We start from the raw sequence: 14,300 nt of genomic DNA, 5'->3' as shown, positions 1-14,300 counted from the left end.
CCGGATTAGCGAATTCACTAATCGTATCCGACAAAGAAGAGACTGTCATAACTGTTGAGACGCAGAAGGTGCGCCGATCCTGACGGACCGGCGCACCCTATACAAGCGTTGAGACGTCACCCGACGCCGAGGTAGGCCTCCTTGATGGCGGGGTCGGCCAGCAGCTCGCGTCCGGTACCGGCGTGAGTGATGCTGCCGGTCTCCAGAACGAAGGCGCGATGTGCGCGGGCCAGCGCCTGGTTGGCGTTCTGCTCCACCAGCAGGACGGTCGTCCCCTGCTTGTTGATCTCCGACACGATCGTGAAGATCTGGCGGATGAACTGGGGCGCGAGACCCATCGACGGTTCGTCCAGGAGAAGCAGACGCGGGTTCGACATCAGTGCACGGCCGATGGCGAGCATCTGCTGCTCACCACCGGACATCGTGCCGCCGACCTGCGTCTTGCGTTCGGCGAGACGCGGGAACAGCGCGAACACCCGGTCGAAGTCCTCGCCCATCTTGGAACGGTCCTTGCGGCCGAACGCTCCCATGTCGAGGTTCTCCATCACCGTCATGCCAGGGAAGATCCCCCGGCCTTCCGGCGCTTGCGAGATCCCGCGGACCACGCGGATGTGCGCCTTCATCTTGGTGATGTCCTCACCGTCGAACAGGATGGACCCCTTCGACGGGTTGAGGATGCCCGAGATCGTCTTCATGGTCGTCGACTTGCCGGCGCCGTTCGCCCCGATCAGGCTCACGACTTCGCCCTCCTCCACGGAGAACGACATGTCGTGGATGGCCTCGATCCGGCCGTAGGAAACGCTGATGTTCTTCAGCTCAAGCAACGTCATCTTCAGGCTCCCCGAGGTAGGCGGCGATCACACGGGGGTCGTTGCGGATGGCCTCCGGAGTGTCGTCGGCGAGCTTGCGCCCGAACTCCAGCACCACGATCCGGTCGGTCACACCCATGACCAGCTTCATGTCGTGTTCGATCAGCAGCACGGTGTACCCGTCGGCGCGGATGGTCCGGATGAGGTCCATCAGCTCCTCTTTCTCAGCAGGGTTGAAGCCGGCAGCCGGCTCGTCCAGGCAGAGAACCTTCGGGTCCGTCGCCAGTGCGCGCGCGATCTCCAGGCGGCGCTGGTAGCCGTACGGCAGCGACCGCGACAGCGATCCGGCGTGGTCGGCGATGCCGACGAACTCGAGCAGAGCCATGCCCCGCTCGATCGACGACTTCTCCTCCCGGGTGTGCCGCGGCAGGCGCAGCAGGGCGCCCGGCACCGACGTGCGGTGCCGCGCGTCCAGGCCGACGACCACGTTCTCCAGAGCGGTCATCTCGCCGAAGAGACGGATGTTCTGGAACGTCCGGGACAGACCCATCCGCGTGATCTGGTGCTGCTTGCGACCCTTGATCGTCTGACCCTCCAGCAGCACATCGCCGCTGGTCGGCTTGTAGACGCCGGTCATCGCGTTGAAGCAGGTCGTCTTGCCGGCCCCGTTCGGACCGATCAGCCCGAGGATCTCGCCCCGCTTGATGTCGAAGGTCACGTCGTCGAGGGCCGTCAGACCGCCGAACTTGACGGTCAGATTGCGCACCTCCACGATGTTCTCGCCGACCTCGACCGCGATGTCGCGGTCGGGTGCGGCAGCCTCGGCGACCGAGAGGTCGATACCCGCCGCCTCCAGCTCGTCCTCGTTCACGCCGAGGTTCGGCTCCTCTTCCGGGGCCGTATCGCGTGCGTCCGTCATCGTGCGCCTCCCTTCGCGCCGTCTCCATCGAGTGCCCCCGCGTCGACCACGGGCGTCGAGCCCGTCGGCGTCCGCGGTCGTCCCTTGGCCGCATCCGCCACCATGCGGTAGGCATGCCTGCCGTACGCCAGCAGTTTCTGCCGCGCCGGGAACAGCCCCTGCGAACGGAAGATCATGATGAGCACGAGAGCGACACCGAAGATCAGGTACTTGTAGTCGGCGATCACGGTGAACCGCAGCGGGATGTACGCGACGATCGCACCACCGAGCATCGCGCCGACCTTGTTGCCCGCGCCACCGAGCACGACGGCCGCGAGGAACAGGATCGACGTCTGCACGTCGAACTTCTGGTTGTTGACGAAGCCGACCTGGCCGGCGAACAGCGCGCCCGACAGACCGCCGACACCGGCGCCGATCGCGAACGCCCACACCTTGTACTTGAAGGTCGGCACGCCCATGATCTCGGCGGCGTCCTCGTCCTCGCGGATGGCGACCCAGGCGCGGCCGACGCGGCTACGCTCCAGGTTGCCGACGAGCAGAAGGATGACGATGATCACAGTGATCGTCAGCCAGTACCAGGGCACACCGTTCGAGTTCGAGAAGATCGGGACGCCGTCGGCGTTCTCCCCCGGCGGGTGCCCGACGTTCTGGAAACCGACCTGGCCCTTCATCGCCGGGATGATCGTGGCGAGGATGCGCACGATCTCACCGAAACCGAGGGTGACGATGGCGAGGTAGTCGCCGCGCAGACGGAGCGTCGGAACGCCCAGGATGATGCCGAACGTCATCGTCACCGCGATGGCGACCGGAATCGTCCACAGGTACGGGATCTTGACGAACGGGGAGTCCGGGCTGGTCAGCATCGCCGCGGTGTACGACCCCACGGCGAAGAACGCGACGTACCCGAGGTCGAGCAGTCCGGCGTAGCCGACCACGACGTTCAGGCCGATCGCGATGAGGGCGTAGACGGCCATCGAGAAGCAGGCCAGCGCCCAGTCGTTGCCGGGCTCGGTGCTCAGCGGGAAGAAGTTCAGGTACGGCAGGGCGTAGGCGATGACGACCACGATCAGCAGCCACGCCCACTGGACGGCGCGAGGCAGGTTGTTCCAGCGGTCGCGGAGCTGCTGGAACCGGCCATTGCCGCGCTTGCCGCGACCGGCCTCCAGCGCGTCGACCGCCTGCTCTTCGCGACCGTCGGGGAGGACCCGGGGACCTTCTGTCATGCTCATGCGCGGCTCCTTCCGAGCGAGGTGCCGAGGATGCCGCTCGGCTTGATGAGCAGCACGAGGACCAGGACGACGAAAGCGACGACGTCGGTCCACTGCGAGTCACCGAGCAGGATCTGGCCGTAGTTTCCGATCACGCCCAGCAGCAGGCCGCCGAGGAGGGCGCCGCGGACGTTGCCGATACCGCCGAGGACGGCCGCCGCGAATGCCTTGACGCCCAGGATGAAGCCGCCGTTGTAGATGACGCCCGAGGGGACGAGCATCACGTAGAACAGCGCCGCGGCACCCGCGAGGATACCGCCGGTGATGAAGGTGATCTGGATGATGCGCTCCTTGTTCACACCCATGAGCGTTGCCGTGTCCGGGTCTTGCGCGACGGCACGGATGCCGCGGCCGGTGCGGGTGCGGCGGATGAACCAGTCGGTCGCCACCATCAGGACCACCGAGGCGATGACGATGATCAGCTGCTGGCTGTTCACGATCGTCCCGAAGACGTCGAAGATCGGCTGGGCGACGAACATGGTCACCGCCGGCTCCGCGTTCGCTCCACGGATCAGGAAGATCCCGTACTGGATGGCGAACGAGGCGCCGATGGCCGTGATGAGGAACACGAGGCGGGGCGCGTTTCGCTTGCGCAGCGGCCGGTACGCCACACGTTCCAGCAGCCACGCGGTGACGGCGGACGCCAGCATGCCGACGATGAGCGCCAGTAAGAGGTCGCCGATGATGGCGCCGGGGCTCAGGTTCGGCGCGCTCGGGCCGAAGCCGAGCGTGGTGAGGGTGACGACGACGCCGTAGGCGCCGACGATGAAGACTTCGGAGTGGGCGAAGTTGATCAGGTTCAGCACGCCATAGACGAGCGTGTATCCGACGGCGATCAGTCCGTAGACGGCGCCGAATGTGAGGCCGTCGAAGGTGGCGCTCCAGAAATTCTGGACGAGCGCGTTGACGTCGAAGTTGATCCAGGAACTGTCGAGGGCGGGATGGAGGACGAGGGTTTCGAGCATTCGAGCATCCAGGGGTCAGTGCCGGATCGTCGTCGATCCGATCGAGTTTCGAGCGTAGTCCGAAAAAGAGGGTGCCGCGGGCCGATGGGGCCCGCGGCACCCTTCACGAGGCGTCGTTACTCGCCGATGGTGCCGATCGGAACGATCTTGCCGTTCTCGACCTTGTAGCCGTAGACGGCCGGCGCCTGGAGCTCACCGGTGGCGTCCCACTTGTAGTGCTTGCTCAGGCCGTCGGCGTCGTAGTCCTTGACCCACGACAGCAGGTCGGCGCGGGTCGTCTTGCCCTTGTCGATGCCGGCGAGGAGGACGGTTGCGGCGTCGTAGCCCTCGATCGAGTAGGTGCCCGGCTCGGCGCTTGCGAGCTTCTTGTAGGCGGACTCGAAGTCGGGGATCAGCTCGCCCGGGATGCAGGGGCAGGTGAAGTAGGCGTTGCTGGACGCGTCGCCGGACAGCTTGATGAACTGGTCGTCCTTCACACCGTCGGGGCCGACGAACGTGCCCTTGTAGCCCTTGTTGACCAGCTGCTGGTCGAACGGAGCGCCCTCGGCGTAGTAGCCCGCGTAGTACACGGCGTCCGGCTTCGCGTTGATGATCTTGGAGATCACCGCGGAGAAGTCCTTCTGGCCGGTGGTCACCTTGTCGGTGCCGACGAGCGCGTCGCCGAGCGCCTTAGAGGTCTGGGTTCCGAGGCCGATTCCGTAGTCGGAGTCGTCCTGGACCAGGTAGACCTTCTTGGCCTCGAGCTTGCCCGTGAGGAACTTCGCCGCTGCCGGACCCTGGACCGCGTCGTTGCCGAGACCGCGGAAGAAGGTCTTCCAGCCGTTCTGCGTCAGACCCGGGTTGGTCGCGGACGGGGTGATGTGGACCAGACCCTGCTGCTCGAAGATGTTGCCGGTGGCCTTCGACTCACCCGAGAACGGGAGGCCGACGACGCCGACGATGTCGGCCTCGTTGACCGCCTGGGTCACCGGACCGGTTGCCTTGTTCGGGTCACCCTCGGTGTCGAACTTCTTGAAGGCGACCTGGCAGCCCTTGTTGGACGCGTTGTGCTGGTCGATCGCCAGCTGGATCCCGTTGTAGATGTTGATACCGAGCTGGGCGTTCGGGCCCGTCTCCGCTCCTACGTAACCGATGGTCAGGCCCGCAGGACACGTGGCCTTGCCATCACCGGCGGGAAGCACGGCGCCCTTGGGGACATCAACCGACGTGATCGCCGGAATGTCGACCTTGGACGAGTTCCCGTTGGTGGCTCCTCCCGTGGACGGCTGGTTCGCACATCCCGCGAGGAACAGTGCGACTGCCGCTGCAACGGCCGCACCGATGGTGACTTTCTTCGCTAGCATCTTCTGCCTCTCGACGTTCAATTCGTCGCGAACGCGGCGTTCTTGCCTCGTCGCACCACGAATAGGTGTGCTGAGACTACCGTGCGCGCAACTAAATGCCACACCATTCCGGCGCTGGATTTACACGATCGAAACCAAACCGTGCCGTGACTTCACACCGCGAGGGACGCTGGATAGGCTGAAGCCCCGCTCGGACCGGCTCGAGGAGGTGTGCGGCGATGCGCGTGACGCGGCTGCCCATCCCCGAGGTGCTCGGCACCCGGGAGTCCGCCGCGTTCGAGGAGCTCATCGGGGTCCTGAACGGTATCGTCGTCGACCTCTGGGGCGACGACGACTTCGTCGAGACGGCCGAGCAGGCCCTCGCCGAGCACCGGGCGCAGGAGTACACCGAGCGGATCGTCTACGTCGCCGTCGAGGACGACGTGATCGTCGGCCGGGTGGAGGCGATCTTCCCGCTCGACGAGGAATCGGAGACGGTGTCGCTGCTGGTGGATGTCGTCCCCGCGGTGCGCGGGCGCGGGATCGGAACCGCGCTGCTGCAGAAGGGCGAGGAGCTGGCGGCGGATGGCGGCCGCCGCGTCATCTCGACATACACCGAGCACCCGATCCGGACCCTCGAGGGCGCCGACCGCCTGGTTCGGGCCTCCGCCGGAACAGCAGGCCTCCCCCGGGACTCGCGGGATGTGCGCTTCGCCCTGCGCAACGGCTACACGCTCGGACAGATCGAGCGGTCGAGTGAACTGCACCTGCCGCTCCCCCGCGAGCGTGAAGCGGGCCTGACGATGACGCTGAGCGGGTTCCGCCTGGTCTCCTGGTGGGGCTCGGCTCCGGACGACCTGCTGGAGAGGTTCGCCACGATGAAAGCCCGGATGGCGACGGACATCCCGCAGGCGGGGATCGCTGTCGACCCGGAGGACTGGGATGGGGAGCGCGTCCGGTCGCAGGAGCGCACGCTGGTCGCACGGGGCGAGCCGTTGCTGGTCACCGCGGCGGTGCACGAGCCCACCGGCCAGATCGCCGCATACACGGAGCTCGCCGTGCCTGCCGACGGGACGAAGGCCGAGCAGTACGACACCCTCGTCGCGCGCGCCCACCGCGGTCACCGACTCGGCACTGCGGTGAAACTGCGGAACATCCAGGAGCTCGGGCTGCGCGCGCCGCACATCCGCCGCATCCTGACCTGGAACGCCGACGAGAACGACCCGATGCTCGCGATCAACCGCGCGTTCGGGTTCCGGCCGCACGCCCTGACCGGCCACTGGCAGAAGACGCTGGACTGACGGACCCGCGCGCGGAAGCTCCTCCCTTTCGGCTGCCGAGCAGAAAGGGAGGGGATCGGGCGGCTGGGGCGGGTCAGGCCGTGCGGGGGGTGCGGAGGCGCTGGCAGTGCGGGCAGAAGTGCGAGCCGCGGTTCATGAACTGCTCGCGGACGATCGGGGTCCCGCAGCGGGGGCACGGTTCGCCTTGGCGGCCGTAGGCGTTCAGACTGTGCGAGAAGTACCCGGATGCGCCGTTGACGTTGACGTACTGCGCGTCGAAGCTGGTGCCTCCCTCGGCCAGCGCCTTCTCGAGGACGTGGCGCACCTCGGCGAGCAGCGCGCGGACCTTCGCCCGACTCAGCGAGTTGGCCGGCTGGGCGTAGTGGAGGCGCGCGGCCCAGAGCGCCTCGTCGGCGTAGATGTTGCCGATCCCGCTCACCAGGGTCTGGTCAAGCAGTGCGCGCTTGATGCCGGTGTTCTTGCGGGCGAGCGCCGCCGCGAACAGGGCATCGTCGAACGCCGGGTCCAGGGGGTCGCGGGCGATGTGGCCGACCTGAGTCGGGATCAGCGGCTCGTCCGTTCCGAAGCCGCCGTGCGCGCCGTCCGCCGTCGGCACCAGCGCATCCACCGCCATCGATCCGAAGATGCGCTGGTCGACGAAGTGCACCCAGAGCTCGCCGTGTTCAGGATGTTCGATGTGGAGCCGGATGCGGAGGAGCCCCGCTTCGGCGGTGCCCGGCTCCCGCAGGAGGATCTGGCCGCTCATCCCCAGGTGGGCGACGATCGCGCGGCGCGGCGTGCCCTCGAGCGGGATCCAGAGGAACTTGCCGCGGCGCACCGGACCCTGCATGACGCGGCCGGTGAGCAGCGTCTCGAAGGCACCGGCGACGGGATCGTGACGCTTCAGCGATCGCGGTTCGAAGACCTCGACTCCGAGGATGGTTGCTCCGGTGACGGCGGGAGCGAGTCCCGCGCGGACGACCTCAACCTCGGGAAGCTCGGGCACGCCGACTCGTCAGTTCCGTCCAGGCGGTGAGCGCCGCTGCCATCTCGGCTTGCTTCTTGCTGGTTCCCTCGCCGGTCGCGCGGACGAGACCGCCGACCTCGACAGTGGCGTGGAAGGTCTTGGAGTGGTCGGGCCCGGTGTTCGTCACGGTGTAGACCGGTAGCCCTGCACCGCGGTGGGCCGCTGCCTCCTGCAGGCTGGTCTTCGGGTCCATCGCAGCGCCGAACCGGCTGGGATCGCCGAGTAACGGCTCGACCAGCCGCAGCACAAGCGCGGTCGCGGCGTCACCGCCGGCATCGAGGTAGGTGGCGCCGATCAGCGCCTCGACCGTGTCCGCCAGGATCGACGGCTTCTCGCGTCCGCCGCTCTGGTTCTCGCCGCGGCCCAGCTTGAGGTACTCCCCCAGTCCGATACTGCGCGCGACCTCCGCAAGGGCGACGGAACTCACCAGGCTGGCGCGGCGCTTCGCGAGTTCGCCCTCGTCGAGGTGCGGGTTCTCGCGGAACAGCTTGACGGTGACCGCCTGCCCCAGGATCGAGTCGCCGAGAAACTCGAGGCGCTCGTTGTTGGGGATGCCGCCGTGCTCGTACGCGTACGAGCGATGTGTCAGGGCAAGCTCAAGAAGCTCGGGGTCGATATCGACCCCGAGCTTCTCGAGAAGTGCGCTGCGGTCAGCGTTCTCTGCGACCACAGTCTTTCCTGCGTGAGCGACGATCAGACGTCGGCGACCTTGCGGCCCTTGTACTCGAGGAAGAGCGCGGTGCCCGCGGAGTCCTCGACGACCTTGGCGCGGTGCGGCAGGCTGTACGTGACCTTGCCGTTCTCGATGGTCTTGACGAGCGTGGGGACCTCAGCCTTCCACTGCGAACGGCGGGCGTGGGTGTTGGCGCGCGACTGCTTCCGCTTCGGGACGGCCATGACTATCTCTTCTCTGTGTTTGTTCCGGCTGAGTTCGGTCGGGGTTCATCGGTGTCGGAAGCCTGCAAACCAGCGAGCGCCGAAAAATTCGTCAGCGCAGACCAGCGGGGATCGATGATCTCCGTGGGCTCGTGGTCCGGTACATCCGCCAGCCTCTCCCCGGTCTCGGGGTCGAGACCCGGGCAGTCCGGCCGGCACACCGGCTGGAACGGCAGTGACAGCACCACCGTATCTCTGATCAGAGGTTCAAGATCCACGTGGTCGTCGTGAACCTCATAATCGAAAGCTTCCTCAGAAGGATACGCGAAAAGTTCTTGGAAATCGACTTGGACAGGCTGCTCGATGTCGATCAGGCAGCGCCCGCACACGCCGGCGGCAGTGGTCTGCCCCTCAGCGGTGATGAGAATGCCTTCGTGCATGGACTCGATACGGAGGTCGAGGTCGATGGTCTCGCCCTCCGGGACGTTGAGCAGTCCTTCGCCCAGTTTTTCCGTCACAGGGATGTTGACCCGCTGCTCGCGCATCGTGCCCGGATGGCGGATGAGGTCGTACACGTTGACCGCGTACGGGGAGTTCTTCGTAGTCACGAGGAACTATTTTACGCGGCACTCCGCGGTCGCGCGGCAGAAGGCCAGCCCGCTGGCAGCAAGGACACAGGAATGAGCGCCGCCTTCAAGCGGAGTGCCGGCCCGGCCTGCGCCTCGAGGGCGGAGAGCACCGCGCCCAAGTCGTCCGCCAGACCGCCCGCCCAGCGCCGCGTCGGCGGTCCGTAGGCGTCGCGCTCCAGTTCGCCGAGCAGGCGCATCACGGCCTCCTCCCCCGGCGTCCCCGCGACGGCGGCCGCGACCCGGCCGGCGAACACGCGCGGCGTCTCGGTCGCGGGCGCCATCCAGCCCAGGTCACGCACCGTGTCGCGCAGTTCGTCCCAGACCAGGGAGGCACCTCCCCACTCGTCGGTCAGCTCGCGGAGGCGCCGCCTTCGACGCATCCGGCGCCACACGGCAGGCACCAGCAGCACAGCGAGAACCAGGATTCCGACGCCGATGCCGGTTGCAATCGGCTGGGCGCTGGACTGCCCGGTGAAGGCGGCTGAGCCGGAGAGGTTCGCCGGGTCGGTCGGCACAAGCGCGCGCGGCGCCGCGCCCGAGGTGGAGGTGGAGGTGGGTGCGGGTGCTGCGGCGTCCGTCTGCGGTCGCGTGTAGTCGGGCACCGTGCCGCGGCCGACGGTCGGCTCGAACGGCACCCAGCCGACGCCCGCGAAATACAGTTCCGGCCACGCGTGCAGGTCGTCGCTGGTGACCGTGTATTCACCCGGGTTCGTGGCGGTGCCGCCGCTCGTCGCCCCGGGCAGGTATCCCTCCGCGACGCGCGACGGGATGCCGAGGGTGCGTGCCATCAGGGCCATCGCCGAGGCGAAGTGGACGCAGTACCCGCTCTTCACCTCGAGGAACTTCGCGATGACCCGGGTACCGTCCCCGTCGAAGCCCTGCTTGAGCGGGGTCTGCGTGGAGTACACGAAGCTGTTGTCGCGGAAGTAGTCCTGGAGCGCGACGGCCTTGTCGTACTCGGTGAGCGCATCGCCCGTCGCCTTCAGGGCCGTCTGCTCGATGATCGCCGGGGTGTTGGGCGGGAGGAAGAGGTCGTGCTGCACATCCTCCGGCACCAGGCCTCCGGCGGCTTTCAGCTGCACGGCAGTCGGCTGCAGCATGACGCTGGTCGCGGTGTACTTCTGATTCTGGGTCGTCGAGTTGATCCCGCCGATCGTCAGGTCGTCCGGATCCCACGACCAGGTGCCGCTCAGTCCTTTGACGGACTGCACCGGCGCGGGAGCGGGAAGCCAGCGGCTGGTCATGTTGTCGATCGCGATCGTCGTCGTGATCTTCGTCGTCTTGACCTCCGTCGAGAGGCCGGCGATCGGCCCGATCTTCGCACCGTCCGCGAGGCGGTTGGTGTCGCGTTCGCGGTGCTTCCACACCGAGCCGGTGAACTGATCGAGCGAAGCCAGCTTGAGGTACTGGCCGTTCGCCGCCGTCGTCGTATAGGTCAGGGCGCGCACGGCTGCCGGGCGACGCAGGTCTTTGCCCAGGTCGACGAGCGGGGTCACGGTGCCCCCGATGGAGATGCCGCCCGCGGTGAAGGAGGTCGCACCGCCCTGGTCGAACCCCGGCGCGGTGCCGGCGAGCACGATGGCGACGGCCACGGCCGACGCACCGACGGAGAGGGCGGCGCCCGGCCGCGACGTGGCCGACCGGCGGGTGCGGACGTCGCACCGCAGGAGCCAGAGGTACGCGGCGGCGGAGGCGGCCAGCGCGAACGGATCGAGACCGTCGCCCAGCAGGGCGCCGGGGACGACGAGGACGGCGCCGACCACGAGTGCGGTGAACGCCGGCGTGCGGATGGCGACCGCCAGCGTGTCGAGCAGCAGCGCCAGCAGACAGCCGCCTCCCACGACCAGGAACAGGAACTCGGGCAGCGCCTCGGCCGGAGTGCCCTGCTGGTAGATCGACAGCATCGCCTGCTGCAGGTATTGCGACCAATTCGAAACGGTCGTCGGCGTGGGGATGAGGCCGAGCAGTCCGCTGCCGCGACCGAACGCCGCGGTCATGATGGCCGCCGATTCGACCAGCAGGATCACCGGCACGACTCCGCGCGGTACGCCGACGCTGCGCAGGCCGGCGCCGGTCGCGAGCACGAACGCCGCCGTGCCGACCAGCCCGAACCACCACCCTGCGCCCTGGATGAGCCCGATGAGCGCATAGCTCACCGCGAGCACCTGCAGCATGAGGGCGCCGGTGATCCGCCAGTAGCCGATCCTCCGCCGGACGGCTACGCGCGGGACCGCGAGAGCGAGGGAGTCAGTCGCCACGGGACACCACACGCGCTCGCTGGTTGCGCAGAGCGCGCTGCCAGCAGTCCGCCGGGTCGTCGCCTGCCTCGAAGGTCACGCAGAGCCAACCGGCGTCGGCGAGCACCTCGACGGCTTCTACCGGCGTGGAGGTCGCGACGAAGGCCACGGCGGGGTCGCCCATCGAGCGAAGCGACGCGAGGGCTCCGAGCTCCGCGGGGGCCGCGCCGGCCAGAACGGCGAAGACCGGAACGGGCCGGCCCGCTTTGCGCAGGCCCGCTCCCAGCTCGGAGACCGCGTCGTCCCGCGCTGACGCGGACGTCTCGACCGCCGCGAGGTCGCCCAGCAGCATCCGGTCGGCGCTGCCCATGTCGTAGGTCGCAGTCACGGAACCCAGGGTGCCGGTCCGTCCGGCGCCGCTGCGGCCGGACAGCTGCCGGTCCCCGGTCTCCACCACGCTGACCACGAAACCCTCGTCCAGCAGGTGCACGCCGATCGACGCCACCAGATCGACGAGGGTTTCGAACTCATCGGCCGCGACCTCGGGATGCGCGGTGAGTTGGCGCGTGTCCATCAGCATCCAGGCCTCCGGATTGCTGCGCTGCTCCTCCTGGCGCACCATCAGCTGGTCGTGCCGCGCGGTCGCCCGCCAGTGCACCCGCCGCAACGGGTCGCCCGGTCGGTACTCGCGGGCGATCAGCTCGTCGGCGCTCGGGATGCTGTGGCGCAGCAGCTCGTGCTCGGTGCCTTCGCTGTGGGCCACATCCAACTCGCCCCGGGAGAGTGGAACCACGCGAGGAGTAACCAGGAGCTGCCGGGGCTGGCCGATCGCGTACTCCGCGTACGCGACACCGAACGGGTCGGTGCGGCTCACGATCAGCGGGCCGACGGCGTGGGCGCCGCGCCGCTCGGGCACCACATCCTGCCGCAGGACGACGGTGTCGCGCCCGAGGCCGCCGTCCGGCTGATGGGCGCCCAGCCTCGGGAATGGCGCGGAGGCCTGCACGCCCACGACCCGCGGCGCCGATTCGCGCCACCGGGCCGCGGGGCTCGGACGCGGTGACTGGTTGCGAGCGGTGGTCACGATCGTGGCGTGCTCCCCCACCGCGACGACATCGGGATGGAAGCTGCGCGTAACGGTCAGGCGCGGGCGGTCCACCGTGACCGAGATCATCGCGGCGAGCGGGAGGACCGTCAGGAAGACACCCACGAACAGCACGTCGGTGCGGCCGAACATCGCCGATGCGACGAGGGCCAGGACGCCGACTGCGCCGAGCGTCCAGCCGCGCGCGGTCGGCCGCGGCCGCTTGAGCGGCGACGAGGCACGACCACGGCCCGGCATGTCAGCGCCCTGTGCCGCCCACGGAGCCTGCGCCGACCGGGACCGGCGTAGCGGCGACGATCCGGCGCACGATGTCGGCGATCACGGGAGCGCTCTCGTGATGGTGACCGAGCGCACGACTCGTCGGCAGCAGCCGGTGGCTGAGGACGGGCACCGCCAGGGCGTCCACATCGTCCGGAAGGACGAAGTCGCGTCCGGCCAGGGCCGCGGTCGCCTTTGCGGCGCGGATCAGCTGCAGGGTGGCGCGCGGGCTCGCACCGAGGCGGAGGTCACGGTCTTCACGGGTCGCGCGCACCAGGTCCACCGCGTACTGCTTCACCGGCGTCGAGGTGAACACGCTCCGCGCGGTGATCATCATCGCCCGCAGCTCGTCGGAGGTGACCACCGGCCGGATACGCGAGAGCGGGCTCGAGGTGTCTCGGGTCGTCAGCATCGCCAGCTCGGAGTTCTCGTCCGGGTAGCCCATCGCGATGCGCGCCATGAAGCGGTCGCGCTGGGCCTCGGGCAGGGCGTATGTCCCCTCCATCTCGACCGGGTTCTGCGTGGCCACCACGATGAAGGGCGCGGCGAGGGGATACGTCGAACCGTCGACTGTGACCTGACGCTCCTCCATGCACTCCAGAAGCGCCGACTGCGTCTTCGGGCTGGCGCGATTGATCTCGTCGCCGATCACGATGTTGGCGAAGATCGCGCCCGGCTTGAACTCGAACCTCCGCTCCGCCTGGTTGTAGACCGAGACGCCGGTGACGTCGCTGGGCAGCAGATCGGGGGTGAACTGGATACGGCTGACCGTGCAGTCGACCGACTTCGCGAGCGACTTCGCCAGCATGGTCTTGCCGACGCCCGGGACGTCCTCGATCAGAAGGTGCCCCTCGGCGAGCAGGACCACGAGCGAGGTGCGAACGGCTTCGTGCTTGCCGTCGATGACGGACTCGACGTTCGCGGTGATCTGCTCGGCAGCGCGACGCAGCTCGTCCAGGTCCATGCCGGGAACGGTCCCGGTGTCCTCCTCGGGCGCGACGGACGATTCGGTGGGCTGGCGCGTCGCGTAACTGTTCATGACTCCTGCGCTCACGTTTCCTGGAGGTACTCGTGCACGGCCGGCGGGACATACGGGCTCACGTCGCCGCCGAGGGCGGACACCTGGCGGACCAGCGAACTCGACACGTGCGCGTTCGCCGGGTTCGGCAGCAGGAACACCGTCTCGACGTCTGCGAGATGGCGGTTGACGATGGCCATCGGCGTCTCGTAGGCCACGTCGACCTGCGAGCGGATGCCCTTCACCAGCACGTGCGCGCCGACGTCGGTGCAGTAGTCGACCAGCAGCCCGACCGACCACGAGGCGAGGACGATGTTGCCGACGATCCCGGCATCCTCGATCGACTTCTCGATCAGGGCGACCCGCTGGGCGATGGGGAGCATCGCCGACTTGTCCGGGTTGTGGACCACCAGGACGTGGACCTCATCCCAGAGCCCTGCAGCACGCTCGATCACGTCGAGGTGCCCGAGGGTGACCGGGTCGAACGATCCAGGGACAACGGCGATCCTGTTCATAGGCCCTCAGACTATCCCGCGGATCCCGGCATTTCGTTGTGAATCCGTTACCAACGGGTTTCGTCCCTGGAG

At 68.1% G+C, this 14,300-nt stretch carries 14 protein-coding genes; 1 reads left to right on the top strand and 13 read right to left on the bottom strand.

All coding sequences use genetic code 11. The features are described from left to right. Positions 1-116 precede the first annotated feature (116 nt). The 5 genes from AB4Y74_RS06795 to AB4Y74_RS06775 all read right to left on the bottom strand — a co-directional run bounded on the left by AB4Y74_RS06795 (position 117) and on the right by AB4Y74_RS06775 (position 5,304). Entirely contained in the window at positions 117-830 is a 714-nt protein-coding gene (locus tag AB4Y74_RS06795; protein ID WP_441798353.1) for an ABC transporter ATP-binding protein, read from the bottom strand. Continuing rightward, positions 817-1,728, bottom strand: coding sequence for an ABC transporter ATP-binding protein (locus AB4Y74_RS06790; RefSeq protein WP_441798352.1), 912 nt, complete (start codon positions 1,726-1,728; stop codon positions 817-819). Before AB4Y74_RS06790 ends, AB4Y74_RS06795 begins: the two co-directional genes overlap by 14 nt. Next, entirely contained in the window at positions 1,725-2,957 is a 1,233-nt protein-coding gene (locus AB4Y74_RS06785; protein ID WP_441798351.1) for a branched-chain amino acid ABC transporter permease, read from the bottom strand. The genes AB4Y74_RS06790 and AB4Y74_RS06785 overlap by 4 nt, the downstream gene beginning before the upstream one ends. Further along, positions 2,954-3,961, bottom strand: a complete 1,008-nt coding sequence (locus AB4Y74_RS06780) for a branched-chain amino acid ABC transporter permease (protein WP_441798350.1) — start codon at positions 3,959-3,961, stop codon at positions 2,954-2,956. Before AB4Y74_RS06780 ends, AB4Y74_RS06785 begins: the two co-directional genes overlap by 4 nt. A gap of 116 nt (positions 3,962-4,077) precedes the next feature. After that, complete coding sequence (locus tag AB4Y74_RS06775; RefSeq protein ID WP_441798349.1) at positions 4,078-5,304, bottom strand: branched-chain amino acid ABC transporter substrate-binding protein; 1,227 nt, start codon at positions 5,302-5,304, stop codon at positions 4,078-4,080. Between the two features lie 218 nt (positions 5,305-5,522). Between AB4Y74_RS06775 and AB4Y74_RS06770 the strand changes: the two genes are divergently transcribed. Further along, entirely contained in the window at positions 5,523-6,584 is a 1,062-nt protein-coding gene (locus tag AB4Y74_RS06770) for a GNAT family N-acetyltransferase (protein ID WP_441798348.1), read from the top strand. Positions 6,585-6,657: 73 nt separating this feature from the next. On the opposite strand, the gene mutM is transcribed toward AB4Y74_RS06770, so the two are convergent. Genes mutM through coaD form a run of 8 tightly spaced genes read right to left on the bottom strand, consistent with a single transcriptional unit; the run spans position 6,658 to position 14,228 of the window. After that, the gene (mutM, locus tag AB4Y74_RS06765) at positions 6,658-7,569 is read right to left on the bottom strand and encodes a bifunctional DNA-formamidopyrimidine glycosylase/DNA-(apurinic or apyrimidinic site) lyase (RefSeq protein WP_441798347.1); all 912 of its coding nucleotides are present in this window, start codon (positions 7,567-7,569) and stop codon (positions 6,658-6,660) included. After that, a complete protein-coding gene (gene rnc, locus AB4Y74_RS06760) occupies positions 7,547-8,260 on the bottom strand; it encodes a ribonuclease III (protein WP_441798346.1) in 714 nt (237 codons plus the stop codon). Before rnc ends, mutM begins: the two co-directional genes overlap by 23 nt. 23 nt (positions 8,261-8,283) lie before the next feature. Then, positions 8,284-8,487: a 50S ribosomal protein L32 gene (gene rpmF, locus AB4Y74_RS06755; protein WP_018190667.1), complete on the bottom strand. Its 204-nt coding sequence runs from the start codon at positions 8,485-8,487 to the stop codon at positions 8,284-8,286. A gap of 2 nt (positions 8,488-8,489) precedes the next feature. Continuing rightward, entirely contained in the window at positions 8,490-9,074 is a 585-nt protein-coding gene (locus AB4Y74_RS06750) for a YceD family protein (RefSeq protein WP_441798345.1), read from the bottom strand. An 11-nt stretch (positions 9,075-9,085) separates the two neighbouring features. Next, positions 9,086-11,353 carry a transglutaminase family protein gene (locus AB4Y74_RS06745; protein WP_441798344.1) on the bottom strand — a complete coding sequence of 756 codons (2,268 nt, stop codon included), beginning with the start codon at positions 11,351-11,353 and terminating at the stop codon, positions 9,086-9,088. After that, a complete protein-coding gene (locus AB4Y74_RS06740) occupies positions 11,343-12,674 on the bottom strand; it encodes a DUF58 domain-containing protein (RefSeq protein ID WP_441798343.1) in 1,332 nt (443 codons plus the stop codon). Before AB4Y74_RS06740 ends, AB4Y74_RS06745 begins: the two co-directional genes overlap by 11 nt. A gap of 1 nt (position 12,675) precedes the next feature. Beyond that, positions 12,676-13,734, bottom strand: coding sequence for an AAA family ATPase (locus tag AB4Y74_RS06735; protein ID WP_441798342.1), 1,059 nt, complete (start codon positions 13,732-13,734; stop codon positions 12,676-12,678). 11 nt (positions 13,735-13,745) lie between these two features. Beyond that, positions 13,746-14,228 (bottom strand): pantetheine-phosphate adenylyltransferase, encoded by a 483-nt coding sequence (gene coaD / locus AB4Y74_RS06730; RefSeq protein ID WP_441798341.1) that lies wholly within the window; start codon positions 14,226-14,228, stop codon positions 13,746-13,748. Between the last annotated feature and the right edge of the window lie 72 nt (positions 14,229-14,300).

The organism is Leifsonia sp. RAF41 (assembly GCF_052114085.1).
In the GTDB taxonomy this organism is placed as follows: domain Bacteria; phylum Actinomycetota; class Actinomycetes; order Actinomycetales; family Microbacteriaceae; genus Leifsonia.
This window is presented reverse-complemented; position numbering and strand designations above follow the sequence as displayed.